This window comes from Arthrobacter sp. zg-Y820, from assembly GCF_030142155.1.
Classification (GTDB): Bacteria; Actinomycetota; Actinomycetes; order Actinomycetales; family Micrococcaceae; genus Arthrobacter_B.
In genome coordinates this window covers 2,467,653-2,493,529 of record NZ_CP126247.1, presented here as the reverse complement: position 1 = coordinate 2,493,529, position 25,877 = coordinate 2,467,653, and the positions used below count along the sequence as shown (strand labels likewise).

23 protein-coding genes and 3 tRNA genes are annotated in these 25,877 nt (G+C 65.3%); 15 read left to right on the top strand and 11 right to left on the bottom strand.

Features of this window, described 5'->3' with window-relative positions; genetic code table 11:
• Window positions 1-45: 45 nt before the first annotated feature.
• Both QNO08_RS11295 and QNO08_RS11290 read right to left on the bottom strand, forming a co-directional pair.
• On the bottom strand, window positions 46-723 hold the full coding sequence (locus tag QNO08_RS11295; protein WP_229965398.1) for a class F sortase: 678 nt from the start codon (window positions 721-723) through the stop codon (window positions 46-48).
• Window positions 724-907: 184 nt separating this feature from the next.
• Entirely contained in the window at window positions 908-1,720 is an 813-nt protein-coding gene (locus QNO08_RS11290; protein ID WP_229965399.1) for a DUF4397 domain-containing protein, read from the bottom strand.
• Between the two features lie 268 nt (window positions 1,721-1,988).
• On the opposite strand from QNO08_RS11290, the gene QNO08_RS11285 reads away from it, so the two are divergent.
• The 4 genes from QNO08_RS11285 to ettA all read left to right on the top strand — a co-directional run bounded on the left by QNO08_RS11285 (window position 1,989) and on the right by ettA (window position 5,335).
• Window positions 1,989-2,061 (top strand) — tRNA-Arg (locus QNO08_RS11285).
• 303 nt (window positions 2,062-2,364) lie between these two features.
• Complete coding sequence (ssb, locus tag QNO08_RS11280; protein ID WP_229965400.1) at window positions 2,365-2,925, top strand: single-stranded DNA-binding protein; 561 nt, start codon at window positions 2,365-2,367, stop codon at window positions 2,923-2,925.
• A 200-nt stretch (window positions 2,926-3,125) separates the two neighbouring features.
• Window positions 3,126-3,422, top strand: coding sequence for a DUF6993 domain-containing protein (locus QNO08_RS11275; protein ID WP_284155593.1), 297 nt, complete (start codon window positions 3,126-3,128; stop codon window positions 3,420-3,422).
• A 230-nt stretch (window positions 3,423-3,652) separates the two neighbouring features.
• Window positions 3,653-5,335, top strand: a complete 1,683-nt coding sequence (ettA, locus tag QNO08_RS11270) for an energy-dependent translational throttle protein EttA (RefSeq protein ID WP_229965402.1) — start codon at window positions 3,653-3,655, stop codon at window positions 5,333-5,335.
• 91 nt (window positions 5,336-5,426) lie between these two features.
• Here the strand turns inward: ettA and QNO08_RS11265 are convergent, their stop codons facing one another.
• Window positions 5,427-6,317, bottom strand: a complete 891-nt coding sequence (locus QNO08_RS11265; RefSeq protein WP_229965403.1) for an acyl-CoA thioesterase — start codon at window positions 6,315-6,317, stop codon at window positions 5,427-5,429.
• 139 nt (window positions 6,318-6,456) lie between these two features.
• Here QNO08_RS11265 and QNO08_RS11260 point away from each other — a divergent pair, with 139 nt between their 5' ends.
• Both QNO08_RS11260 and QNO08_RS11255 read left to right on the top strand, forming a co-directional pair.
• Window positions 6,457-6,975 (top strand): acyl-CoA thioesterase, encoded by a 519-nt coding sequence (locus QNO08_RS11260; RefSeq protein ID WP_229965404.1) that lies wholly within the window; start codon window positions 6,457-6,459, stop codon window positions 6,973-6,975.
• Complete coding sequence (locus tag QNO08_RS11255) at window positions 6,972-7,667, top strand: DUF8185 domain-containing protein (protein WP_229965405.1); 696 nt, start codon at window positions 6,972-6,974, stop codon at window positions 7,665-7,667. Before QNO08_RS11260 ends, QNO08_RS11255 begins: the two co-directional genes overlap by 4 nt.
• Window positions 7,668-7,706: 39 nt before the next feature.
• Here the strand turns inward: QNO08_RS11255 and QNO08_RS11250 are convergent, their stop codons facing one another.
• Window positions 7,707-8,120: a globin gene (locus tag QNO08_RS11250; RefSeq protein WP_269439166.1), complete on the bottom strand. Its 414-nt coding sequence runs from the start codon at window positions 8,118-8,120 to the stop codon at window positions 7,707-7,709.
• Between the two features lie 71 nt (window positions 8,121-8,191).
• On the bottom strand, window positions 8,192-8,917 hold the full coding sequence (locus tag QNO08_RS11245; protein WP_229965406.1) for a mechanosensitive ion channel family protein: 726 nt from the start codon (window positions 8,915-8,917) through the stop codon (window positions 8,192-8,194).
• Window positions 8,918-9,012: 95 nt separating this feature from the next.
• On the opposite strand from QNO08_RS11245, the gene QNO08_RS11240 reads away from it, so the two are divergent.
• A complete protein-coding gene (locus tag QNO08_RS11240; protein WP_229965407.1) occupies window positions 9,013-10,017 on the top strand; it encodes an NAD-dependent epimerase/dehydratase family protein in 1,005 nt (334 codons plus the stop codon).
• Here the strand turns inward: QNO08_RS11240 and QNO08_RS11235 are convergent, their stop codons facing one another.
• Both QNO08_RS11235 and pepN read right to left on the bottom strand, forming a co-directional pair.
• On the bottom strand, window positions 10,018-10,497 hold the full coding sequence (locus tag QNO08_RS11235; protein WP_229965408.1) for an OsmC family protein: 480 nt from the start codon (window positions 10,495-10,497) through the stop codon (window positions 10,018-10,020). It abuts the gene before it with no gap.
• A 101-nt stretch (window positions 10,498-10,598) separates the two neighbouring features.
• Window positions 10,599-13,151 (bottom strand): aminopeptidase N, encoded by a 2,553-nt coding sequence (gene pepN, locus QNO08_RS11230; protein ID WP_229965409.1) that lies wholly within the window; start codon window positions 13,149-13,151, stop codon window positions 10,599-10,601.
• A 264-nt stretch (window positions 13,152-13,415) separates the two neighbouring features.
• Between pepN and QNO08_RS11225 the strand changes: the two genes are divergently transcribed.
• Window positions 13,416-13,892: a ribose-5-phosphate isomerase gene (locus QNO08_RS11225; RefSeq protein ID WP_229965410.1), complete on the top strand. Its 477-nt coding sequence runs from the start codon at window positions 13,416-13,418 to the stop codon at window positions 13,890-13,892.
• Window positions 13,893-13,908: 16 nt separating this feature from the next.
• Window positions 13,909-14,796 (top strand): Fpg/Nei family DNA glycosylase, encoded by an 888-nt coding sequence (locus tag QNO08_RS11220; protein WP_229965411.1) that lies wholly within the window; start codon window positions 13,909-13,911, stop codon window positions 14,794-14,796.
• A gap of 11 nt (window positions 14,797-14,807) precedes the next feature.
• On the opposite strand, the gene QNO08_RS11215 is transcribed toward QNO08_RS11220, so the two are convergent.
• From QNO08_RS11215 to QNO08_RS11205, 3 genes are all read right to left on the bottom strand, one after another.
• The gene (locus QNO08_RS11215; RefSeq protein WP_284155592.1) at window positions 14,808-16,490 is read right to left on the bottom strand and encodes an HNH endonuclease; all 1,683 of its coding nucleotides are present in this window, start codon (window positions 16,488-16,490) and stop codon (window positions 14,808-14,810) included.
• 277 nt (window positions 16,491-16,767) lie between these two features.
• Window positions 16,768-17,232: a Fur family transcriptional regulator gene (locus QNO08_RS11210; protein WP_229965413.1), complete on the bottom strand. Its 465-nt coding sequence runs from the start codon at window positions 17,230-17,232 to the stop codon at window positions 16,768-16,770.
• A 370-nt stretch (window positions 17,233-17,602) separates the two neighbouring features.
• Window positions 17,603-17,673 (bottom strand) — tRNA-Gly (locus QNO08_RS11205).
• A 141-nt stretch (window positions 17,674-17,814) separates the two neighbouring features.
• On the opposite strand from QNO08_RS11205, the gene QNO08_RS11200 reads away from it, so the two are divergent.
• The 6 genes from QNO08_RS11200 to QNO08_RS11175 all read left to right on the top strand — a co-directional run bounded on the left by QNO08_RS11200 (window position 17,815) and on the right by QNO08_RS11175 (window position 23,137).
• A tRNA-Pro gene (locus QNO08_RS11200) sits at window positions 17,815-17,888 on the top strand.
• 55 nt (window positions 17,889-17,943) lie between these two features.
• Window positions 17,944-19,323: a trigger factor gene (tig, locus tag QNO08_RS11195; protein ID WP_229965414.1), complete on the top strand. Its 1,380-nt coding sequence runs from the start codon at window positions 17,944-17,946 to the stop codon at window positions 19,321-19,323.
• A 342-nt stretch (window positions 19,324-19,665) separates the two neighbouring features.
• A complete protein-coding gene (locus QNO08_RS11190) occupies window positions 19,666-20,286 on the top strand; it encodes an ATP-dependent Clp protease proteolytic subunit (protein WP_229965773.1) in 621 nt (206 codons plus the stop codon).
• A gap of 48 nt (window positions 20,287-20,334) precedes the next feature.
• Window positions 20,335-21,006 carry an ATP-dependent Clp protease proteolytic subunit gene (locus QNO08_RS11185; protein ID WP_229965415.1) on the top strand — a complete coding sequence of 224 codons (672 nt, stop codon included), beginning with the start codon at window positions 20,335-20,337 and terminating at the stop codon, window positions 21,004-21,006.
• Window positions 21,007-21,176: 170 nt separating this feature from the next.
• A complete protein-coding gene (clpX, locus tag QNO08_RS11180) occupies window positions 21,177-22,469 on the top strand; it encodes an ATP-dependent Clp protease ATP-binding subunit ClpX (RefSeq protein ID WP_229965416.1) in 1,293 nt (430 codons plus the stop codon).
• A gap of 50 nt (window positions 22,470-22,519) precedes the next feature.
• The gene (locus tag QNO08_RS11175; RefSeq protein ID WP_229965417.1) at window positions 22,520-23,137 is read left to right on the top strand and encodes a mycothiol-dependent nitroreductase Rv2466c family protein; all 618 of its coding nucleotides are present in this window, start codon (window positions 22,520-22,522) and stop codon (window positions 23,135-23,137) included.
• Between the two features lie 84 nt (window positions 23,138-23,221).
• On the opposite strand, the gene valS is transcribed toward QNO08_RS11175, so the two are convergent.
• Window positions 23,222-25,849, bottom strand: a complete 2,628-nt coding sequence (gene valS / locus QNO08_RS11170) for a valine--tRNA ligase (protein WP_229965418.1) — start codon at window positions 25,847-25,849, stop codon at window positions 23,222-23,224.
• Between the last annotated feature and the right edge of the window lie 28 nt (window positions 25,850-25,877).

Here is a 25,877-nt window from a genome sequence, read left to right as displayed (position 1 = left end):
ATGCGGCGCGGCCATCCGGCCCGCCCCTCGGATCGGCAGTTTTGCCTATGATACCGGTGCCGCTGTCAGGACCACGTTATCTTCGTAGTCATCCTGTGCCTCCAGCCACTGTCCGCCGCAGGTGACGAGTTTCAGCCGCGGTTCTCCCGTGCGGTCAAAAAGTCGGTGGCCGTCCAGGCTCTTTTTGGCGATGTTTTCCACACCTTCGGCGGCGTACCGCAGCACTGAACCGTCCTCCCGGGTGACGGTTACGACGGTTCCTGCGGGCACGTCCTTGAGTCCGGCGATCGGCAGCTGCTCGGTGCGCGAATCCACGTGTGCGGCGAGGACGCTGGAGCCTTCTTCCGCACCGGGTGCGGGACCGTAGCGGTACCACGCGGCTTGGTCGTGGTTGTCCGGCAGGGCCATTGCACCGTTTGCCTCCACTCCTCCCGGAATGACCTCAAGGTCAATTCCCGTTCCTTCCACCTGAACGCGCACCGGACGCGGGATGCTGACGGCGGGTTCCGGAACTGCCGGGCGGATGTCGATGGGAGCGGCCGCGGTTGGAGTGGCCGCGGTCGCGGTTGGGGACGGGGCGGGCGATGCGGGGGCAGCGGCAGGAGGGGCCGACGTCGGCTCGTCAGCCGCTTCCTGGCCACAGGCTGTGGAGCCGGCGACTAACGCGGCCGCGAGTGCAGCACCGGCCCACAGACGACGGCGGCTGGGTGCGGGTCGGGTCATTCTGGCAACCTTTCGGAGCTGTGCTGCGGGGACTGGGGGTTTGCAGAGCGGGGCCAGCGGAACCGGCGGCCGGCAAATGGATCCGCCGGCGGCCGGCCCCGCTGCTGTTGTTCCGGGGTTGGTTCCCGGACATAAATCCCGGGGCATGAGATTCCCGGGTGCCTCGGAACCCCGGGTGCCGCTGCTACCGGCGGGAAGCGGCCGCTGTACTGCTGCGGCGCACCGCCACGGCGGCGCCGGCCAAAAGCATCACCGCAATGCCTCCGGCTGCGAGGGCCTGGCCGTCGTTCGACGTGGCCAGCGCACCCGGCACCGCGTTCGGCGCCGACTCCATGCCGTGAACGGTCTGGGTTGCGAGGGCGAGGTTTCCGTCCGCCAGCGAACCCCAGGCGTAAACAAACGTATGCGTGCCTTCGGGCAGCGTCAGGTCTGCCGGACCGATAACCGGCTCGGTGGTTCCCGCGGCCGCCACTGAAGCCGCAATGGTTCCGGCGTCGACCGCCAGAGTCTCTTCACCCGGATTCTCCAGCCCGCTGATCACGGGAGAACCGCCAGCCAGGACGTCGACGGCGGGAGCCGCCGCGGTGTGCCGGACCGTCAGGTGCGACTTGCCCGGAGCCACTGTGGAGAGGTCATTGGTGTAGAAGTTTGCGGTGGGAGCTCCCGACGCGTCGAGGTTGGCAACGGCAGTGTAGTTTCCGCCGGCGGCCAGGTCCACGGTCACTGGTCCGATGATTGGTGCGGAGGCGTCAGCGGCGTCAGGGGCGGTGATGGCCAGCTCGTAGCTGCCGCCGGCCAGGTCGAGGGGACCGGCGAGGGTTCCGGGGGTGAAATCGTCGAGGGTGAGTGCCCCGTTGACGTACACATCAACCGTGGTGTCGGGTACAGCATGCAGGACGGAGAGCTGGGCGGTGTCCGCTGCTGCAGCAGGGGTCAGGAATCCGACTCCGGCAGTCAAGCCTGCTGCTGCTGCAAGGGCGGTGACGGTCTTACGCATGGTGTCTCCTTGGTAGTCTTCTCCGCCGGTCGGCGAAGATGTGGTGTTGCTTACACCTCCTCTACTTGTGGAGACAGGTCTTTGGATGCAGCTGCCCGGAAATTCTTGCCGGCTGGATCACCAGCCGGCTGATCTCTAAGAGGGGAGCGGGAGCCCACTGCGGTGAAGCCGGAAGGCCGTGTGGTTGTCGAACCCGGACCGGCCCTGCAGCGGAGCCGGCACGCTGCGTCGCTGTATCACCGGCGCTGCGTAGTATCATCGACAGGTCGCCTCCGTAGCTCAGGGGATAGAGCAGGAGCCTTCTAATCTCTTGGTCGCAGGTTCGAATCCTGCCGGGGGCACTCATTGGCCGATGTCCCAACTTGCAGTGCACCGCTGCCGGTTGGGGCGTCGGCCTTTTTCTTTTAAGTTCTCACCTCCCGCTCCCAAGCCGCGGTTCCGCACCGCAAGACCGGAACCACCACTGCGCGGGCAAGAGTCCTCCACAGCCACTCGTACCAGGCCGGACCCGGCCGGCAATCCACAATTGCCGGCGCCGGCGCCCCGCTGGCGGCCTGCCGAAGCCAGACTTTTCCGTGCGGGCGGAACCCGTCCGGTTCAGGATTTCACTTACGGGAATCACTCAGAGGCAGGCAGGGAACAGCATGAGCGACACCATCACCGTCCGCGGCTATGTAGCCACGGAGGTCCGGAGCACCACCGCCGACAGCGGACTCGCCATTGCAGGATTTCGGATGTGCACCACGGAGCGGCGTTATGACCGTGAAACCGGAAGCTGGGTAGACGGCCAAACCAATTGGTATTCCGTCAGCCTGTTTCGGCAGCTGGCAACAAACTCGGCGTTCAGCATTCACAAGGGAGACCGCGTGATCGTGACCGGGCGGCTGAAAGTCCGTCAGTGGGCGCTGGACGACGGACGCAGCGGCACCACCGTCGATATCGATGCCGAGAGCGTCGGCCACGACTTGATGTGGGGAACCGCCAACTACCGGCGCAACGTCCAGGACCGCGCCGCAGCCAATGCCTCCGCCGGGGAAGAACCGGCAACCGATGATCTTCCCGCGGACCTGGACCTGGAGACCGGGGAGCTTGCCGGTGCAGCCGGTGATGGAGACACCACTCATGAGGACGCAGGCGGAGGCCCCGACGACCCGTTCGTCGTCGCTGAGGCATCCGGGCGGGGGCATGGCACAATGAGCGGATGATTCCCGCACGCCGTACCGGCAGGCTTTCCCGGTTGACCCTCACCGTTTTGCTGGCCGGATCCGCGGCGCTGCTTGCTCCGGCCGCGGTCCCGGCAGCGCCGGCGGTTGCGGAGCCCTCAGTTGTTCCAGCTCCTGCAGGGCACCCGGATGTTGCAGCGTCATCCGCGCAGGCTGACGGAGCGCTGAACACAGGGATCCCCGTGGTTTCAGAGGTGCCTGCCGACAGCCTGACGGCGTCCCTGACAGCGCTCGCCGCTTCGCAGCCCAGCCCCGGTGCGAAAGCGGTCCGCCAGGCTTTCGCTGCGGCTGGCTTCCCCGAAGACTCCGTGGAGGTCTCCCTGGACATCACGCCCACCGGTCTTGCCGTGGATTCCATTCGCGGCGCAACGGTAAGCGAGGGTGAATGCCTCTTCGGCGAGGTGCGTGACGGAAAGGTTGCCGTTACCGTTCTTCCGGTGCTGGACTCGGGATTCTGCTTTGTGGGGGATCAGCGCTAAGACCCTTGTTTGTGGGGTCAGTGCTAAGACCCTTGGCAGGTTCGACGGCTAGCCGTTGGCATCCCCTGGTCCTGGTCCGCGGCCGGCTAGTCTGCTCCGTTGGTTCCCGGCTGTCCCCGCCCGGATCGCCCCCGCCCGGATGCCCCCGCCCGCCCGCCCAGCCGGCCCGGAGCGTGGGCGGGTCGGGCCCAAATGGCACTTATTGCCGTTGACGCACTAGCCTTGGTTGTATGGCGGAATTTATCTACACGATGACCAAGGCCCGCAAGGCCGTTGGCGACAAAGTTATCCTCGACGACGTAAGCATGTCCTTCTACCCCGGTGCCAAGATCGGCGTGGTGGGTCCCAACGGTGCGGGTAAGTCCACCATCCTCAAAATCATGGCCGGACTGGATACCCCTTCCAACGGTGAGGCCCGGCTCAGCGCCGGCTACTCCGTGGGCATCCTGCTCCAGGAGCCGCCGCTGAATGAGGAAAAGACCGTACTCGGCAACGTCCAGGAGGGCGTTGGCGAGATCTATGCCAAAATCCAGCGGTTCAACGAAATTTCAGAAGCAATGTCCGAGCCGGACGCTGACTTTGACAGCCTGCTGGACGAAATGGGCAAGCTGCAGGAAGCCATTGACGCTGCCGATGCCTGGGATATTGATTCCCAGCTCGAGCAGGCCATGGACGCGCTGCGCTGCCCGCCGCCCGAAGCCGACGTCACACTTCTCTCCGGTGGTGAGCGCCGCCGCGTAGCGCTGTGCAAGCTTCTGCTGCAGAAGCCGGATCTGCTGCTCCTCGATGAGCCCACTAACCACTTGGACGCAGAGAGCGTTCTCTGGCTCGAGCAGCACCTGTCGGCTTACCACGGCGCCGTCCTGGCCGTGACCCACGACCGGTACTTCCTGGACCATGTTGCCCAGTGGATCGCCGAAGTGGACCGCGGACATCTTTACCCGTACGAGGGCAACTACTCCACGTACCTGGAAAAGAAGCGGGCACGACTGGAGGTCCAGGGCAAGAAGGACCAGAAGCTGGCCAAGCGCCTCACCGAGGAACTGGACTGGGTCCGTTCCAATGCCAAGGGACGCCAGACCAAGTCCAAGGCGCGTCTGGCCCGGTACGAGGAAATGGCTGCCGAGGCAGACCGCACCCGCAAGCTGGACTTCGAAGAAATCCAGATTCCGCCGGGCCCGCGTCTGGGTTCCCTGGTGCTGGAAGCCAAGGACCTGCAGAAGGGCTACGGCGACCGCCAGCTCATCGAGGGCCTGTCCTTCTCGCTGCCGCGCAACGGCATCGTTGGCGTGATCGGTCCGAACGGTGTGGGTAAGTCCACGCTGTTCAAGACGATCGTCGGCTTGGAAGAGCTCGACGGCGGTGAGCTGAAGATCGGCGAATCCGTCAAGATCTCCTACGTTGACCAGTCCCGCGGCGGCATCGATCCGGAAAAGAGCCTGTGGGAGGTTGTGTCCGATGGCCACGACTGGATCCAGGTTGGCCAGGTCGAAATGCCGTCCCGTGCCTATGTTTCCGCGTTCGGCTTCAAGGGCCCGGACCAGCAGAAGAAGGCCGGTGTGCTCTCCGGTGGTGAGCGCAACCGCCTGAACCTGGCAATGACGCTGAAGCAGGGCGGAAACCTGCTTCTGCTCGATGAGCCCACTAACGACCTCGACGTCGAAACGCTCTCCAGCCTGGAGAACGCCCTGCTGGAATTCCCCGGCTGCGCCGTGGTGGTCTCTCACGACCGGTGGTTCCTGGACCGCGTGTCCACCCACATCCTGGCCTACGAGGGCACCGAAGAGAACCCCGCGAACTGGTACTGGTTCGAGGGTAACTTCGAGGCCTACGAGCAGAACAAGATCGAGCGCCTGGGGCCTGATGCAGCCAAGCCGCACCGGGTCACCCACCGCCGTCTGACGCGCGACTAGGCAGAACGCGGTTCGTGCCTGCGAACTGAAAGAAGCACAAAAAGAACCCGCTCCGTGCAAACGGAGCGGGTTCTTTGCATCTGGTGAAACCCTAGGGCTGGTCGGGAACCCGGACCATGCCTTCCTGGGCGACGGTGGCGACGAGCTCGCCGGCCCGGTTGAAGATCCGGCCGCTGGCCAGGCCGCGGGCGCCGGAGGCGCTGGGGGATTCCTGGACGTACAGCAGCCAGTCATCTACGCGCAGCGGGCGGTGCCACCACATGGCGTGGTCGAGGCTGGCGATGGACATGCCCCGGGCGGACCAGGCCAGCCCGTGCCGGCGCAGGACCGATTCGAGCAGCGTGTAGTCGCTGGCGTAGGCCAGGGCGGCGCGGTGCAGGTTCTGATCATCGGGCAGCGGGCCGAAGGACTTCATCCAGACGGCGTTGCGGGCAACCTTGTCCGGTCCGGCCTCGAAATACACGGGCTTTTCCACGTGCCGGATATCCATCGGCCGCTGGTGGGACCAGGCCTTGGCCACCGGATGATCGATGCCCTTCAGCAGCTCCGCCGTGGTGGGCAGGGACTCCGGCTCCGGAATACCCTCCGGCATCTCCACCTGGTGATCCAGCCCCTCGCCGGGCACCTGGAAGGACGCGATCATGGACAGGATGGGAACGCCGTTCTGGTAGGCATGCGTTCTGCGGGCCGAAAATGAGCGGCCGTCGCGCAGCCGCTCGACACCGAAGGTGATGGGAACCTCCGTGTCTCCGGGGCGCAGGAAATAGGCGTGCATGGAGTGCATCAGGCGGTCGGGCTCCACCGTGTGGGTAGCGGCAACCAGCGACTGTCCCAGGACCTGTCCGCCGAAGACCCGCTTCTGCGGTTCCGGCCGTGATCCGCCGACAAAACTGTCCTCGTCCGTCTGCGTGCCGTCCGCAGGGCTGAGGGTCAGCAGACTCAGCAGGGAAGCAGTGGGATCGACGGTGTCGTCTAGCGCCATGGGGGGTTATTCTCCTCGGAAAAGCTCAGATGTAGGGGCCGCGTGGGTGCCGGTTCCCTCTTCGAGATTAGACGCCCCGCCGACAAGACCCAAGCCGGGCGTTTACCGTGCTGCCCCGCAGGTTTGAGAGGATGGGGTCATGCCTATCAACCGCTTTCCGATCCAGTTGCGCTTTGGCGACGAGGATTCCAACGGGCACGTGAACAATGTGCGCTTTGTCCAGTTCCTGGAAGAGGCGCGCGTGCGCCTGGGCCTGATGCCGCTGGGGGAGGAGCTATTCCCCGAAGCCGGAGGGCAGAGCTTCCGTTCCCTCACCTCCCGGGCCGGGATGGCGGTGGTGGCACGGCAGGAAATCGAATACCGGTCCCCGCTGGTATACCGGCAGGAGCCCGTCTGGGTGGACATCTGGGTGACCGGGATCGGCAGTTCCAGCCTGACGTACGGCTTTCGAATTGCCGACGACGACGGCGGCCGGGTTTATGCCTACGCGCAGAGCACACTGGTGATGGCCGATGCTGAAAGCGGCCGTCCCCAGCAATTGTCCGATCTGCAGGTCCGGGTTCTGGAGAGTTGGCGCGGGGAACCGGTCCCGTTCCGGGGCGGCAGTGCCGTGCCGGACCGCACGGGTGCCGCAGAGCCGAGCGGAGCTAACCGATGACCGCCCGGCCCGAAACACCTCCGACCGGACTGGTCCTCGCCGACCCGCAGGTCACCGCGGATCTTCGCACCTTCGTCATCCGTTCCCGCGCCGCCGACGACGGCGCGGTGCGGCTGCAGGCCGTCGGCAACGTGCTGGCCGCCTACGTCTGCGTTCTGCGGCCGCGGGCGCTGGGGGAGGACCTCCCCACGGTGTTGGGAATGCGCACCATGCCCTTGGCCGAGCCGGCCAGCCTCGACACCGTCGTGTCCCTGGCTTCCATTGCCGACCGGCTGGCACGAATGGGCGAAGCCGACACGGTGCTTCCGGTGCCGCCCATGACCGTCACCGAGAGCTGGACGGGCGTGGGCGCGCCGCGCAGCGGATGGGAACGCGGCGACGATGTTCCCTTCAAGCTGCTCGAGCAGGCGGCGCACCGGGGCATCCGGGAAGTCGCTGCGCTGGTCCCCGCCAGTGCCGGGGCGCCCGTCGTCAATACCGCCCGCGGCGCCGTCTGGGGGCGGCCTCTGCCGGATACCGCTGCTGCCATTCCCGCCGGAGCGGCGTTCGCGGCGCTGACGCTTGGCTTCCTCCCCGGAGAGGGCAGCGCTGCCGGCGGCAGCGCAGCGACCTTCAGGTGCGGCCGGTGGACCCGGCTGAGCATGCCCCGCGGCCATGTACTGGTGCGTTCGGCTTCCGTCCTGGAGTTCTGAGCGTCGGAGGCTCCCGCGCCGGGAACCAGGGCACGGGATCTAGGCGGAGTTGACCATGGAGTGGGCGGCGCGCTCCAGATAGTCCCACAGTGTTGCCTCGTGCAGCGGAGCCAGTTCCAGGGTGTCCACGGCGGCCCGCATGTGCTTGAGCCAGGCATCCCGGGCCTGGGGCGTGACGGTAAAAGGCATATGGCGCATCCGCAGCCTCGGGTGTCCCCGCTGGTCAGAATAGGTCCGCGGGCCGCCCCAGTACTGCTCGAGGAACAGCTGCAGGCGCTCCTTGGCCGCGGTCAGGTCCTCTTCGGGATACATGGGACGCATGAGCGGATCGTCGGCGACGCCGTCGTAAAAAGCGTCGACCAGCTTAGTGAAGGTTTCGTGCCCGCCGACGGCCTCAAAGAAGTTCTCGGTGTAGGTCGGCTGGGAAAATCCCGGCTGGCCGGACAGCGGCAGCCGGGAGGCTGCCGGAGGTGCGGGGGACACAGGCAGCGGGGGCCGGTTCTCGGAAGGTGTTGCCGGGGTGGTCACAATGAGTCTCCCTTGCTGGAAGCCGAGGCGGAGGAAACGGGTGCGGCAGGCGCGGCAGCTGCAGGTGCGGCGGCGTCGGCAGCCTTTGCCGGGCTCTGCTCCGGCTCACCGGCCGGATCAGAGAAGTCGCCCTGGGACCGGTTGCCGACCTTGGCCAGCTCGCCGTTGCGGATGTACCAGATGACGCCGCGGGCATCGACAATCCGGGTGATCCGGATGCCCACTGACTGGACGGTTCCGATGGTGTCGCCGACCTCAATCACGTCCCCGATGCCGTACTGGTCTTCAATGGTAATGAAGAATCCGGCCAGGGCGTCGCGGATGAGCTCGCGCGCACCGAAACCGAGGGTGATGCCGACAATACCCACGCTTGCGATGAGGGGCGCGACGTCAATGCCGACGGCCTGGAGGACCATGATGATCACTGTCGTCCAGATGAACAGGCTGACTGCACTGCGCAGGAGCGCGCCAATCGTGTCCGCACGCTGCGCCCGGCGCTTTTTGTCCAGGTTGCGCATGACCGGCGCGGCCCACTTCAGCTTCGAGGAGCTGAAGAGCGCGTAGCCCTTCTGGGCGCGCTGGACAACACGGTTGATCAGGAACGTTGCTGCCGTCCAGACAAGCAGGCCGATCAGAATAATGACACCGGCCTGGATCAGGCCGGGCCAGTCAAAGTTCTCGATCTTTATGGACGATGTTTCAATTTCTCCGGCGGTCAGCAACGGACGGTTACCATCCCTTTCGTGTGGGGAAGCAGGCTGCCGTACACGGAAGCATGCTGCGGGCACAGACAAGGCTACCGGGGTAGGCTCCGAACATGCGCATCCTTATTCTCGGCGGAACCGTCTTCCTTTCCCGTGAGGTCGCCCGGCAAGCTGTTGCCCGCGGCCATGATGTCACCTGCCTCGCCCGGGGCGAGTCGGGGCCGCCCGTGACCGGCGCGGACTTCGTGAGCGCTGACCGTGACGCCGGCGCAGCCGCATACGCAGAGCTCGACGGCGGCTGGGACGCAGTGATCGACGTCGCCCGCAAGCCGCAACAGGTCCGGGAAGCGCTCCTGGCGCTGGCGGGAAAAAGCAGCCACTGGTCCTTCGTGTCCAGCGCGTCGGTCTATGCAGCCCACGACAAGCCTGGCGCTGATGAAAGTGCCGAGCTGCTGGCACCGATGACCGCCGTTGACGGCGTGTACGCAGAGCCTGCGGACAACGAGTACGGCGAGGGCAAGGTCGCCTGCGAGAACCTGGTGCGGGACCTGGGCCCGGCCAAAACGCTGGTGACCCGTCCGGGCCTGATCGCGGGACCCGAAGATGACAGCGACCGATTCGGCTACTGGCCGGCACGCCTGGCCCAGGAACGCAGTCCGGTGCTGATCCCCGCCAACGCCGAAGTCATGACGCAGACCATCGACGTGCGCGACCTGGCACTGTGGCTCGTCACCGGCGCCGAGGAGGCCGTGACCGGCAATTACAACGTGATGGGGCCGTCGGTGCCGTTTGGCGAGCTGCTGACACTGGCTGCCGCTGCCTCCGGCTTCCACGGCAGCTTCCGCAGCGCCGATCCGCAGTGGCTGCATGAGCAGGGTGTGGCATATTGGGCCGGGAGCGAGTCGCTGCCGCTGTGGCTGCCGGAGAAGGGGTACGACGGGTTCTCCACCCGGTCCACCGCGTCCGCGCTGGCGGCCGGACTTAGCCTGCGCCCGGTCGAGCACACCATCCGTGACGTCCTCGGCGACGAGCAGGACCGCGGCCTGCACCGGGAACGGAAGTCCGGGCTTTCAGCTGCCCGGGAAACTGCTCTGCTGGCGGCCCTGGAGACGCTCTAGTCAGCTGCCCTCGATGGTGGTTTCGGGTTTGTGCAGCACCGGAAAGTTCACGCTGCGGGCAATGAAGCACAACCGGTTGGCTTCGGCATGCAGGCCCTCCGCTGCGGCTGTGGAATCGCCGGCGGCAACCGTTACCCGGGGGCGGAGCACGGCCCCGGTGAATTCACCGCTGCCGTCCCGGTTCAGCCGAAGGGTTCCCTCGGCGTCGTCGGCGTAGGCGAGGACGGTGATGCCGTTCTTCACCGCCACGTGCAGATAGGAAAGCATGTGGCACTGGGACAGCGCGGTGAGCAGCAGCTGCTCGGGGTTCCAGCGGTCGCGGTCGCCGTGGAACGTGGGGTCGGCAGTGCCGGCCAGATCCGGCAGTCCGTCGGCCCTGATGATGTGGTCGCGGCCGTAGCCCCGGTAGCTGGCAGTGCCCGTCCCGCGGTTCCCCGTCCACTCCAGGGAGATGGCGTAGCGGTGTTCGGAAAGATCCATAACTGCTGACCTTCTTCCTGGTCGGTGAAAAGACGCGTGGTGGGAACCGCCCGGCCCGGAGCCCCGCAGAATGCTGCGGGGCTCCGGGCCAGTGGTGATTTCTACTTGTCGGCTGCCTGCGCCTTCAAGGCGCGGACCACTCCGTCGCGGCTTTCCAGGATCAGGCGGCGCAGCGAAGGTGCTTCGTCGCCCAGGGACTCCAGGAAGGCATCCGTGGCATCCACGGTGGCCTGGGTGGTCAGCCGTGACGGGTACAGGCCCGTGACGATCTGCTGGGCGATTTCGTGCGTCCGCGAGCTCCAGACTTCGCGCACGGCAGCAAAGTACTTTTCGGCGTACGGCTCCAGCAACGCTGTGTCCTTCACCCGGCTGAAGCCGACGATCGCCGAACGCTGGGCGGCGTTGGGCATGTCGGTGCGCTCAACAATGGCTTCCCAGGCAGCCGCCTTGGCTTCAGCGGTGGGCAGAGCGGCACGGGCCATGGCGGCGGCGAGCTGTCCGGTGGCCGTGGCGTCCTTGTCCAGCTCTGCAACGATGTCGGCCTCGCCCATGCGCCCGCCGGCCACGAGGCCGGTCAGGAGTTCCCAGCGCAGGTCTGCGTCAATGTGCAGGCCCTCCAGGGTCTGGCTGCCGGAGAGCAGCCCGGCCAGCGAGTCCAGATGTTCTTCGGTCACGGCGTGCCCGGCGAAGGACTTCACGAACTGCAGCTGGGAGTCAGAGCCGGGCGCTGCCGCGCCGGCCAGATCCCACACGCTGTCGGCAGCTGCGGCGGTCATGGCCTCGCGGTCTGCCGGCGACACGTAGAAGGCCAGGGTGGTGGCCAGCTGACGCAGCAGCACCTGAACCACCGAGGAGTCGGATTCGGACCCGATGTTCTGCAGCACCAGTTCCACGTAGTTGCGGGCCGGGATCTCGCCGTCGCGCGTTGCGTCCCAGGCGGAAGCCCAGACGAGCGTGCGGGGCAGCGACTCGGAGATGTCCCGCAGCCGCCGGACAGCGGTGTGCTCCGACGCGGCGTCCAACCGGATCTTGGCGTACGCCAGGTCATCGTCATTCAGCAGCAGCAGGTCCGGACGCTGCCGGCCAACCAGCTCCGGCACGTCGGTGCGTTCGCCGTCGATGTCCAGCTCCAGGCGGTGGGTGCGGTGCAGCTTGCCGTCGTGCCCGACGTCGTAGAAACCGATCGCCAGCCGGTGCGGCCGCAGGGTCGGGTATTCAGGCACGGCGCTCTGGAGGATGCCGAAGGAGGTGATGGCGCCGTCGTCGTCCACCTCCAGTTCGGGCCGAAGCGTGTTCACGCCGGCGGTCTCGAGCCACAGCTCGGACCATTCCTTAAGGTCCCGCCCGCTGGCCGTTTCCAGCTCGGAGAGCAGGTCCTTGAGTTCGGTGTTGCCCCAGGCATGCTTGCCGAAGTACTCGCGCACCCCGGCCATGAACTGGTCCTGCCCCACCCAGGCTACGAGCTGCTTGAGCACTGAGGCACCCTTGGCGTAGGTGATGCCGTCGAAGTTCACCTGCACGTCTTCCAGATCACGGATCTCGGCGACGATCGGATGCGTGGTCGGAAGCTGGTCCTGGCGGTAGGCCCAGGCCTTTTCCATGGAAGCGAAAGTGGTCCACGACTGCTTGAATTCAGTGGCGTCCGCTGCGGCGAGGGTGGACATGAATTCCGCGAAGGACTCATTCAGCCAGAGGTCGTTCCACCAGCGCATCGTCACCAGGTCGCCGAACCACATGTGGGCCAGCTCGTGCAGGATGGTGACGGCGCGGCGCTCGACGGTGGCGTCGGGGACGCGGGAGCGGAAGACGTAGCTCTCGAGGAACGTCACCGCACCGGCGTTTTCCATCGCGCCGGCGTTGAACTCCGGCACGAAAAGCTGGTCGTATTTCTCGAACGGGTACGGTGTGCCGAACTGCTTTTCGTAGAATTCGAAGCCCTGCCGGGTCAGCTCGAACACGTTCTCGGCATCCAGATGCTGCATCAGCGACTTGCGGGCAAAGACGCCGAGCGGAATGGTGCGGCCGTCGGAGCTGGTGAGCTGGCTGCGCACGGACTGATACGGTCCGGCGATCAGCGCGGTGATGTAGGAAGAGATCCGCGGCGTCGGGTCGAACGACCAAGTGGCGTTCTTGCCGCCCTCTTCCAGGGAGCCGGCCGGAAGCGGCTCGGGGGTGGGGGAATTGGAAATAACGTCCCAGTGCGAGGGCGCAGTAACAGTGAAGCGGAAGGCTGCCTTCAGGTCCGGCTGCTCGAACACGGTAAACATGCGGCGGGAGTCCGGGACCTCGAACTGGGAGTACAGGTACACCTCGTTGTCCACCGGATCCACGAAACGGTGCAGGCCTTCGCCGGTGTTCATGTAGAAGGCATCGGCCTCGACAACGAGCTCATTGGACGCGGCAAGCTTGGGCAGCTGGATGCGGACGCCGTCGGACACCTCGGCGACATCCAAATCCACGCCGTTCAGAGTGACGCGGTGGACCGCTGCGGTGACGGCGTCGATGAACGTGGAAGCGCCCTGCCGGGCGGAGAACCGAACCACGGTGGTGCTGCCGAAGACCTCATCCCCGCGGGTGAGGTCCAGATTCACGTCATAGGAATCGACACTGATCAGTTCTGCGCGTTCACGGGCTTCGGAGCGCGTGAGATTCATACCTGGCAAGGTGTTGCCTTTCCAATATGCGAAGGGGTGTCTGCCGGCCCGTGGAAATCGGCTTGGCGACTTTAAACAATTGCAACATTGTCTCACTGGTTGGCGCTCAGAAAAGAAAGGAACTGCATATTGGCGGCAGAAAATTGCTGGGTGCTGGCGGCCGCCCCGCCGGTGCCGGTGACTGCTCTGCCCATTATTTGTGCCCGCCGGTCAGCGGCTAGGCTGGTACCGCAGGATTTCCCCACCACACGAAACGGATGGAACATGCGCGTCCACATAGCAACCGACCACGCGGGCATGGAACTCAGTGCCCACCTTCTGGCTCACCTTCGGGACAAGGGCTACGACATGGTGGACCACGGCCCGCAGGCTTACGACGCCGAGGACGATTACCCGGAGTTCTGCATCGCTGCCGCCGAAGCCGTGGTGGTCGATCAGCAGAGCGGTATCGACTCTTTGGGCATCGTGCTGGGAGGCTCGGGCAACGGTGAGCAGATCGCCGCCAACAAGGTCCGCGGCATCCGTGCGGCGCTCGCCTGGAATCTGTCCACCGCCAAACTGGCCCGCGAGCACAACGACGCCAACGTGATCGCCGTCGGCGGCCGCCAGCACACGGTGGACGAAGCCACGGAAATCATCGAGGCGTTCCTGGCGGAGCCTTACAGCAACGCCGAGCGCCACAACCGCCGGATCGCAAAAATCGCCGAATATGAAACCACCGGAACCATCGCGGGCTCCTGATGCCTGAGGTGTCCTGATGCCGGAAGGGCATTCGATTCACCGGCTCGCCCGGCAGTTCAGCTCGGTGTTTGCCGGGCAACGGCTTGAAGTGTCCAGTCCGCAGGGACGGTTCTCCGCGGGAGCTGCCCGGCTCGACGGCCGGGTTCTGGTTGATGCGGCGGCGCACGGCAAGCAGCTCTTCCTGGGCTTCGACAATGACCTGTTCCTGCGCATCCACCTCGGTCTCTACGGTGCCTTCGATTTCGGCGGTGACTCGACCTTTCTGGGAGCATCCAGCATCGGTGCACCGCGGAAGGTGGGGGAGCGGGAGGTAGCTTCCGAGGACGACGGCGCCGCCTATGCAGGTCCGCCTGCTCCCAAGGGCGCGGTCCGTGTTCGTCTGGTGTCGCCGCACGGCTGGGCGGACCTTCGCGGCCCCACGGCATGTGAGGTGATCACCGACGCCGAGCGCGCCGCAGTCGTTGCGCGCCTCGGCCCCGACCCGCTGCAGGACGGCGCCGATGAAGCAGACTTTATTGCCCGGCTCCGCCGGCGTGCTTCTCCGGTGGGCTTGCTGCTGATGAATCAGGAGATCCTGGCCGGGGTCGGCAACGTCTACCGTGCAGAGGTGCTCTTCCTGCAGCGGCTCTCGCCCTGGCGCTTGGGCCGGGATGTGAGGGAGGACGAAGCGGCGGCGCTGTGGGCTGACATTGTCTCCGTTATGCACGACGGCGTAGCCCAAGGCAGGATCATCACCACCTTGCCGGCAGACCGGGAGAGCCAGGCCGATCCGGTCCCCCGCGAGGAAGCGCATTATGTCTATCAGCGCACCGGCCTGCCCTGCCGGCGGTGCGGCATGACCGTTGCCGGCACCGAGATGGGTGCCCGCAAGCTCTACTGGTGTCCGGTCTGCCAGGAGCACTGACAGAAGCGGAGTCATGGTGCCGGCAGCATCGGCGCTGTGGAAGCACGGGAAGCAGCAGATGATTGCGGGAGTTGCGGCGCCGTGGACCGGTAGGTGTGTCCGGTAGGAGTGATTGTGTCCACTGTGTGGCGGTCCGGTTGGCGATCCCCGACCGCGTTTGCGCTCCAGCCTGGTGCTTCCTTGGCTTGGTTGCAGGCCTCGCAGAGTCCTTGAATGTTCTCGGCACTGGTTGGTCCGCCCTCGCGGACGGGGGTGATGTGGTCGTAGTGGCGGATCGGTGCTCCGCACCACGGGGTTCGGCAGATCTGGTCGCGGGCTGCGATCAGCCGGGCCAGGCCGCCGGGGACGAGGCGTGCCCGGGAATCCATCGCGGTCAGTTGCCCCGAGTTCGGGGCGACGTAGAGCCGGCGGAGCCAGACTTCGGTGCGCGGATCCGGCCGCCGCGCCACCGTACCCCAGCCGGCTGTGGCGCTGCCCGGATCACGGGCCCAGTTAGGGGCCGGATTAGGGGCGGGACCACGGGCCGGGTTACGGGCGGGACCATGGGCCTGATTAGGGGCAGGACCACGGGCCGGTTTAGGGGCGGGACCCCGGTCCTGGTCTCTGTCCCCGGGATCCGGTCTGTCCGGGCTGGGATCGTCCGGAACCGGGTTGGGACCGCGGATCAGGTCCCGGGCCCACTGCGCGGGAATGATTCCGTATCCGGCTAGCACGGCCGGTTCGGCTCCGTCGGGCACGAAAGATTCCAGTTGCCGGCCGGCTGCTATCCCGCCAAAGCTCGCGGTCCCGGGGTCTTTGGTGTCCGCAGATGTCCTGGCAGCGTCCAGCTCCGCAGCCGTGTCCGCAACTGTATTCGTGCCCGTGTCCGTATTTGTGCCCGTGCCCGTGTCTGTGTCTGTGTCTGTGTCTGTGTTTGTGTTTGTGTCTGGGGGCAGGATGCCGTGCAGCAGGGTCCGGTCCGTCATGATCAGTTGCACCTCGACCCGCACGTCCTCGGCCCGGGCCTGTCCGGTGGTGCGTTCCACGAGGGTGTCGGCCATAATCTGGCCCTTCGTCCGCGGGTCCCCGGACGCCCGCAGCCGGTCCGCGTCCCGGGTTAGCGCCGCGAACACGCCCACCCCTTGCGCCACCGGCAGCAGCGCGGTCAGATACGTCATGGTGTCCGGGGCCGGACGGCAGGACACATACCGTTGGGAAACGGCATGCGCGGCACGGTTGACCACGGCATGCGGGTCCAGACCGTAGGACAGGGACTTGATCCGGGCGATCAGCTTCCGGTCTCCGAGCTGTTCCAGGTCCGCGGGGTTCCCGGCGATCTGTTCATCGACTTTCTGCCGGTCGGCCAGGGTCAGGCAGGCGGTCTCGCGGACCAGGAGCGTGGCCCGCCACTCGTTGATCACCCCGGTGGAGAGGGCGTGCAGGGTGTGCGGCATTTCGGTGGTCAGGATCCGGGCCAGGCCCAGCAGTTTGGCACCGTTATGCGGAGAGTCCCGCCGCGCCAGGGCCAGTTGCGCGGCCACACCCCGACCCAGCTGCTCGTCCTTCAGGCCGGCCCGGGCCTGGGCGCGGCGGGTGGAAGCGTCAAAGGCCGCCGCGGCCTTGGCCTGGGCGGCGGCGATGACGCACTTCAATTCCTCCAACGCCCGGATCTCGTTGATCAGGCAGACCCGCTCCGCGGCCTCCAAACCCTCCACACCCCTGGCGACTCCTGCTGCGGCTCCTTTCGAAGCCCCGGAGGCCGTCAACGACCCAGTGCTCAACGCGTTGGGCGACGCACTGGAAGCGTCGGGGCCGGGAGCTCGGCTGTCGTCTTTGCCAGCTGGGGAGTAGTACATGTCTTCTATTTTAGTGATCCGAACCACAGTTACCGCGGTGGGCCATTACTGGACACTTACTCGAAAATCCACCTGGCACTGTGAACTGCTGCTGAACTGAGGATGGCGAGGAGGCACCCCGGTCCGAGAGTTACATCTAGCCCCGCGGCTCCAGGCAATCGGCACACAGTCCGCGCAGGACCACCTGGGCGGAATCCACTCGGGCTCCCGGGATGTTCATGTCCAGCAGCGGCGGGACCTCGCTGCCCGCAGGGACATCGGTGATTGTTCCGCAATCGCGGCACAGGAAATGGTGGTGATCGCTGCCGCGCAGCTCGTACAGGGTGGTTCCGGGGCCGGCCTGCACCACTTGGACAAGTCCGGCATCCACCAGTGCCCGCAGGGCGTTGTAGACGCTTGTGCGCTGGACGGTTCCGCCGTCGGCTGCGAGCATCCCGGCCAGATCATCCGCTGACCTGTGCCCTCCGGACACCGCGAGAGCGCGATATACGTCGAGACGGGGGATGGTCGCACGGAGCCCTTCGTGCCGCAGAGCCGCACTGACCTGGAGTGCGGTGAGCGCCGGTCCGGCAGGGCCTGCGTGGGCAGTCGTTTGGGCCATCTCATTCACCTCCGCGGAACTGGGTTGGATCGTGGCAAGAGTTTAGCGGCCCGGACGGCGCAAAAAGCACAGGCGCGCAAGACGCAGGTTCCCGGGTCCCGGTTCCCAAGCACGGGCGCCAGGCCCCAAAGTTCTAGGCTCCCAACACGCTGGCTCCCAACACGCTGGCTCCCAGCACCCAGGCTTCCAGGCTCCCAGGCACAGCCGACCCGGTCCGGCCCGCAAGTGCCACCTCGCAAACCAAAGGTGCGCGAAGGACGGAAAGGAAGAGGACGACACGGGTTATGCAACAGACGGGACAAATGAAAAAGGCCCCCCGCCGAAGCGGAAGACCCTTTCAAAGCCGGCAACAGCCGGATATATTCTCCTGAGGGGATGACGGGAATCGAACCCGCGTGATCAGTTTGGAAAACTGAGGCTCTACCATTGAGCTACATCCCCCGGCGCCCTAAGGCAGGTTTTACCTTAGCACGGTAAAACAGTGGTTCGGAAATCCCCTGCCGAACCGGGCTTCCGGGAGGTTCGGGCCACACCCAATTGTGCACATGTCCCTGCATGCCGGTAGGCTGTCAGTTGCACTGACGGGGTGTAGCTCAGCTTGGAAGAGCGCCTGCTTTGGGAGCAGGAAGTCGCAGGTTCAAATCCTGTCACCCCGACTCTGTAGTACACATGGTGCAGACCCAATCCCAGAACCCTCAGGAGAACTACGCTGTGAAGAGCGCTGTAGAAAACCTCACACCCACGCGGGTAAAGCTCGTTGTCGAAGTTCCTTTCGAGGAATTGAAGCCGAGCATCGAAGAGGCCTACAAGACCATCGCCACTCAGGTGCAGGTGCCTGGCTTCCGCAAGGGCAAGGTCCCCAACAGGCTCATCGACCAGCGCGTTGGCCGCGGCTACGTTCTGGAAACCGCCATCAATGACGGCCTGAACGGTTTCTACCAGGAAGCTGTATCGGAAACGGGTATCCGTCCGATGAGCCGCCCCGAGGTGGAAATCAGTGAAGTTCCGGACCCCGCCACCGACGAGGGCCAGCTGGTCTTCAACGTCGAGCTGGATGTCCGCCCCGAAATCGAGCTCCCGGACTACTCCGGCCTCGAGGTCACCGTTGAGCCGGCTGAAGCTTCCGACGACGACGTCACCAAGGCACTGGACGAACTGCGCGGCCGCTTCGGCACGCTCAAGACGGTTGACCGTCCGGCCGCCGACGGCGACTTCCTCACCATGGATCTCGTAGCCAAGGTTGGCGAGGAAGAAATCGATTCCGCTGCAGACCTTTCCTACCAGGTCGGCGCCGGCACCATGCTCGAGGGCATGGACGAAGCAGTCACCGGCCTGTCCGTTGACGAGTCCGCAACCTTCGAGACGAAGCTTGCCGGCGGCGAGCACGCCGGCGAAGACGCCACCGTCACCGTTACGGTCAAGGCCGTCAAGGAGCGCGAGCTTCCCGAGGCCGACGACGACTTCGCCCAGCTGGCCAGCGAATTCGACACCATCGAAGAACTCCGCGAGGACCTGACCAAGCGCGCTGCAGAGTCCAAGCTGATGGAGCAGGGCGTCGAAGCCCGCGACAAGGTCCTGGAGAAGCTGCTGGAAATGATCGAGGTTCCGGTTCCGGAATCCGTCATCGAAGAGCAGCTGGAACAGCACTTCAACTCTGAGAGCGCACACTCCCAGGGCGAAGACCACGACACCGAAGAGCACCGTGCAGAAGTTCGCGAGAACACTGCCGCAGCCTTCAAGAACGAAATCATCCTTGACGCTGTTGCCGACAAGGAAGAGGTAGGCGTCAGCCAGAACGAGCTGATCGACTACATCGTCTCCGCTGCCGGCCAGTACGGCATGGATCCGAACCAGTTCGCGCAGCTGATCGACCAGAGCGGCCAGGTCCCGATGATGGTTGGCGAAGTCCGCCGCCGCAAGGCCCTCGCCAAGGTTCTGGAGCAGGCCAAGGTCACCGACACCGCAGGTGTCGAGATTGACCTGAGCGACTTCGTCCGCCCCGCCGGCGAAGAAGCCCCCGTTGCAGACGCTGAAACCGAAGCCCCCGAGGCTGAGGTTGCCGAAGAGTCGAAGACCGGCGACAAGGCATAATCCTCCCGCCGGGGAACAACTGAACGACGACGACGCCGCTTGCCCGCAGGGGCAGGCGGCGTCGTCGTTTAAGCAATAGGGAGACCGGGGGAGCACGCAGTGCGGAACCCGGGGAAGCGCCGGTGCCAGCCGCCGTCGGCCGCGTGATTTCCCCTGCCTTGGGCTGTGGCGGGCATCGTGCGCCGTCAGCGAACAGCCCGCAAAACCCGAGCAGATCACAGCCGCAACAGGTTAGTGTCCTAGAAGAGATAAACGGCGGGACCAGCTGACGCGGTTAGCGGTTCTGTACCCCGCCAGAGCGAGAGGTCACTCAGTATGGCAATTGCACCCAACACACCCACAATGGCAACGGTGGACCCGGCTAGCCGGGACGACTACATCTACAACCGTCTGCTGCGCGAGCGGATCATCTGGTTGGGCTCGGAAGTCCGGGATGACAACGCGAATGCCATCTGCTCTCAGCTGCTGCTGCTCTCCGCAGAAGACCCTGAGAAGGACATCTTCCTTTACATCAACTCTCCGGGCGGATCGGTGACGGCCGGAATGGCCATCTACGACACGATGCAGTTCATCCCGAACGACGTCGTCACCGTGGCAACCGGGCTGGCAGCGTCCATGGGACAGTTCCTGCTCTCCTCCGGCACCAAGGGCAAGCGCTACGCCACGCCGCATGCCCGCATCCTCATGCACCAGCCCTCCGGCGGCATCGGCGGCACCGCCTCCGACATCCGCATCCAGGCTGAACTGATCCTGCACATGAAGCAGGTCATGGCCGAGCTCACGGCCGAGCAGACCGGCCAGTCGGTGGAAACCATCCTGAAGGACAACGACCGCGACAAGTGGTTCACGGCTCCGGAAGCACTGGAGTACGGCTTCTTCGACAAGATCTCCGCGCATGCCGGCGGCGTCACGGGCGGCGGCGGAACTGACCAGGACAAGGGCGCAGCCCCGGTCGAGGACTGACGCTTCCTCCTTAGCCAGCGCACCTTTCTTAGACTTCAGGAGTAATTTATGAACACCCATTTTGGAACCGCAGGCGGCTCGGCACCGCAGATGCCGTCCAGCCGCTACGTGCTGCCGCAGTTCGAGGAGCGCACGCCGTACGGCTTCAAGCGCCAGGACCCGTACACCAAGCTGTTTGAGGACCGCATCATCTTCCTTGGTGTCCAGGTCGACGACGCCTCAGCCGACGATGTCATGGCCCAGCTGCTGGTCCTTGAGTCCAACGATCCGGACCGCGACATCACCCTGTACATCAACTCTCCGGGCGGTTCGTTCACGGCCATGACGGCCATCTACGACACCATGCAGTACATCCGTCCGGAAATCCAGACGGTCTGCCTGGGCCAGGCAGCCAGTGCCGCAGCCGTGCTGCTGGCCGCCGGAACGCCGGGCAAGCGCCTCGCGCTGCCGAACGCCCGCGTGCTGATCCACCAGCCTGCACTGGGTGGCGGCGAGCGTGGACAGGCGTCTGACCTGGAAATCCAGGCGGCCGAAGTCATGCGCATGCGCACCTGGCTCGAGGACACCCTGGCGCTGCACTCGAACCACACCTCCGAGGAAGTGAACCGGGACATCGAGCGTGACAAGATCCTCACCGCCGCCGGTGCCCTTGAGTACGGCCTGATCGACCAGGTGCTTGATTCCCGCAAGATCAAGACCCCGGCCATCAACCGGATGTAACTGCTTCCAAAAGGCCCGTGGTGCGAAATTACGCACCACGGGCCTTTTGGTTGCTGAATCGCTCAGCCAATTGTCCTAGAGTGGAACATGGCTGACCGGCCGAGCCCGCCCCCGTCTGGGGACGGAGTCCGGCGCTGTTGGAACGATGGACCATCTAAGGGGACTGAATTATGGCTCGCATTGGTGAGAGCACCGATCTGCTCAAGTGCTCCTTCTGTGGAAAGAGCCAGAAGCAGGTCCGCAAGCTCATTGCCGGCCCCGGGGTCTACATCTGCGACGAATGCATTGACCTGTGCAACGAAATCATCGAAGAGGAACTCTCCGAGGTGGCGGATCTGGGCACCTTCGAGCTGCCCAAGCCGCGCGAAATCTTCGATTCCCTGCAGGAATACGTGATCGGCCAGGAACCGGCCAAGCGCTCCCTCGCCGTCGCCGTCTACAACCATTACAAGCGCATCCAGGCCGGCCACGCGCCGCGGAACACCGGCAACCTTTCCGACGCCGTGATGTCCGACGACGTGGAGATCGGCAAGTCCAACATCCTGCTGATCGGCCCCACCGGCTGCGGCAAGACCTATCTGGCTCAGACCTTGGCCCGCCGCCTGAACGTGCCCTTCGCCGTCGCCGACGCCACGGCGCTCACCGAAGCCGGGTATGTGGGCGAGGATGTCGAGAACATCCTGCTGAAGCTGATCCAGGCCGCCGACTACGACGTCAAGAAGGCCGAGCAAGGCATCATCTACATTGACGAGATCGACAAGATCTCGCGCAAGAGCGAGAACCCCTCGATCACCCGCGACGTGTCCGGCGAGGGCGTGCAGCAGGCGCTGCTCAAGATCCTTGAAGGCACGGTTGCCTCCGTCCCGCCGCAGGGCGGCCGCAAGCACCCGCATCAGGAATTCATCCAGATCGACACCACCAATGTGCTGTTCATCGTGGCCGGTGCTTTTGCCGGACTGGAAGAAATCATCGGTTCCAGGTCCGGACGGAAGGGCATCGGCTTCGGCGCTCCGCTGAACGAGAACGCCAAGGAAGCCGATTCCTACGCCGAAGTCATGCCTGAGGACCTGCTGAAGTTCGGTTTGATTCCTGAATTCATCGGCCGGCTCCCGGTCATCACCACGGTGTCCAGCCTGGACCGCGCCGCGTTGATCCGGATTCTTACCGAACCCAAGAACGCCCTGGTCAAGCAGTTCCAGAAGATGTTCCAGCTCGACGGCGTGGAGCTCACCTTTGAGCCTGCCGCCCTGGACGCCATTGCCGACGCCGCACTGTCCCGCGGCACCGGGGCCCGCGGATTGCGTGCCATCCTCGAAGAGGTGCTGCTGCCGGTCATGTTTGACCTGCCCAGCCGCGACGACGTCGCGACCGTGGTCATCACCGAGGACGTCGTGACACAGAAGGCCGAGCCCACGCTGATTTCCCAGGCCGTGGCGACCAAGCGCCGGAACAAATCCGCCTGATCAGCGGTTGCCCCAACCAACGATCCGCATAACCCTTGAAGGAGTTTGCCTTGACCTCGCCTGACGCTGCAGCAAAAGCTGATTTCTGGTTTGACCCGACCTGCCCGTTCGCCTGGGTGACCTCCCGTTGGATGGACGAAGTCGAGAGGGTCCGTGATGTCCGCACCTCGTGGCACGTCATGAGCCTGGCCGTCCTGAATGAGGGACGGGATCTGCCCGAGGATTACCAGGAACGCATGGAGGCAGCCTGGCGTCCGGTGCGCGTGATCATCGCCGCGCAGGAACTGCACGGTGCCGAGTACATCAAGAAGCTCTACGACGCGATGGGCACGCGCATCCACATCGGTGCCAACAAGGACTTCACCGCAGTGATCCGGGAAGCCCTGGAGGAGGTGGGCCTGCCGGCTGACCTGGCGCAGTACGCCGACAGCGACGCGTTCGACACCCAGCTGCGTGCCTCGCACCAGGAAGCCATCTCCCGGGTGGGCGACGACGTCGGAACCCCCGTGGTCGCGTTCAACGGCACCGCGTTCTTCGGTCCGGTGTTGACCCGCATTCCGCGCGGCGAGGAAGCGGGCCGGATGTTTGACGGCGCCGTCATGCTGGCCGAGAACCCGGCCTTCTTCGAGATCAAGCGCAGCCGTACCGAGCGCCCGCAGTTCGACTGAAGCAACTGACACACTCAGACACAGGAAAGCCCCGCCGGAAGATACATCCGGCGGGGCTTTCTCCGTTCCTGCGGACGGAGGCTTCTACTCGGCCGGAGGAGCCAGCTCGACGTCGGAGACGGCCAGTTCGCCGTCGCCTGTTGCCAGGGACAGCTCACGCACGTTGCCAGCCGCCTTCAGATCGGCCAGCCCGGCCTCCAGCTGGACCACCTGTGCTGCGGAAGCCGTGACGGCGGCCTTGAGGACCTCCGTGCGCTGCTTGACCTTGGCCTCGGACTTGGCCTTGCGGATGCCGCCCAGGGCGGTTGCCACCGTGGCGAGGATCCCGGCGTCGGCCTCCGCAACGGCTGCGGACAGCGCATCGACGTTCGGCCACGGCGCGCGGTGCACCGAGCCGTTCCGCCACCAGCCCCAGACCTCTTCGGTCGCGAAGGGCAGGAACGGAGCGAACAGACGCAGCAGCGCATCCAGGGTGGTGGCCAGGGTGGCCAGCACGGAGGCCTGCTCTTCTTCGCCGAACGCACCGTAGGCGCGGTCCTTGATCAGCTCCACGTAGTCATCGGTGAAGGACCAGAAGAAGGACTCACTCAGCTGCAGGGCCTTGGCATAGTCATAGTTCTCAAATGCCTTGGTGGAGGCATTCACAACCTCGGCCAGCTGCTTGAGCAGTGCGGAGTCCAGCGCGTTGGTGATCACCGAGGTGTCGGCGGTGAGAACGTTCTGTTCCGTGGCACCCAGGTTCAGCACGAACTTGGAGGCATTGAGCAGCTTGATGGCCAGGCGGCGGCCAATCTTCATCTGCGCAATCTCGTAGGCCGTGTCGGCACCGAGCTTGGCCGAGGCCGCCCAGTAGCGGACGGCGTCGGAGCCGTAGTCGTTGAGCACATCGGTGGGGACCACCACGTTGCCCTTGGACTTGGACATCTTCTTGCGGTCCGGATCCAGGATCCAGCCCGAGATGGCGGCGTGCTTCCACGGCGCTGCGTGGTTCAGCGCGTCGGCGCGGACCACGGAGGAGAACAGCCAGGTGCGGATGATGTCGTGCCCCTGCGGGCGCAGATCAAAGGGGAAGACCTTGGCGAACAGGTCCTCATCCCGGCTCCAGCCGCCCACAATCTGCGGCGTCAGGGACGACGTGGCCCAGGTGTCCAGGACATCGGCGTCGCCGACAAAGCCGCCGGGCTGATTGCGCTGGTCCTCCGAGTAGCCCGGGGCCGGCTCCGCGGCCGGATCCACCGGCAGCGACTCGGACGCGGGCAGCACCGGATTCTCGTAGTCCGGGTTGCCGGCGGCATCCAGCGGATACCAGACGGGAACAGGAACGCCGAAGAAGCGCTGGCGCGAAACGAGCCAGTCGCCGTTCAGGCCTTCGATCCAGTTTTCGTAACGTGAACGCATGAACGCCGGATGGAAGTCGATTTCCTTGCCGCGGGCGATCAGGCGTCCCCGGCGGTCCTCGTCCCGTCCGCCGTTGCGGATGTACCACTGGCGGCTGGTGACTACCTCAAGCGGCTTGTCGCCCTTTTCGAAGAAGTTCACCGGGTGCGTGATCTTCTTCGGTTCTCCCTCGAGGTCGCCGCTTTCGCGCAGCATCTCCACGACGGCTTCCTTGGCGCTGAAGACGGTCTTGGCGGCCACGGCGGCGTAGTTTTCCTTCGCCTTTTCCGTGGTGATCCACTCCGGCGTTTCGGCCAGCAGGCGGCCGTCACGGCCGACGACGGCGCGGGTGGGCAGGTTCAGTTCCCGCCACCAGGTGACGTCGGTCTGGTCGCCGAAAGTACAGATCATCGCGATGCCCGAACCCTTGTCCGGCTTGGCCAGCGGATGAGCGCGGACCTGGACCTCGACGTCGAACAGCGGGGACGTGACCGTGGTGCCGAACAGGCGCTGGTAACGCTCGTCGTCGGGGTGTGCGACCAGGGCGACGCAGGCGGGAAGCAGCTCCGGACGGGTGGTCTCCACGAAGATCTTTTCGCCGTCGGGGGCATGGAAGCTGATCCGGTGGTAGGCGCCGGGCTGCTCGCGGTCCTCCACCTCGGCCTGGGCGACCGCGGTGCGGAAGGTGACGTCCCAGAGCGTGGGAGCCTCCGACATGTAGGCATCGCCGGCCTTGAGGTTCTCCAGGAAGGCGCGCTGGCTGACGGCGCGGGAGTTGTCATCGATGGTGCGGTAGGTGCGGGTCCAGTCCACGGACAGGCCCAGGGTGGAGAAGAGGTCCTCAAAGACCTTCTCGTCCTCCACAGCCAGCTCCTCGCACAGCTCGATGAAGTTCCGGCGGGAGATGACGTCGAAGTCGCGCTGGTTCTTCGGTGCGGTGGCCGGCGGGCGGTAGTCCGGATCGTAGGGCTTGGTCGGATCGCAGCGGACGCCGTAGTAGTTCTGCACCCGGCGCTCGGTGGGCAGGCCGTTGTCGTCCCAGCCCATCGGGTAGAACACGTTCTTGCCGGTCATGCGCTTGTAGCGGGCCATGACGTCGGTCTGCGTGTAGGAGAACATGTGTCCCACGTGCAGTGAACCGGAAGCCGTGGGCGGGGGAGTGTCGATCGAGTAGACGTCCTCGCGGACCGTGTCTTCGTTGAACGCGTACGTTCCCTCTTCGCGCCAGCGGCGGCTCAGGGTTGCTTCAAGGCCCTCGAGGGCGGGCTTGTCGGGGACGGATACGGTCTTGGGTGCGTTGTCGGGCGTGTCTGTGCCCGGAAAGTTTTCAGCCATGGGTCCATTCTTTCACGCGGGCGGTATG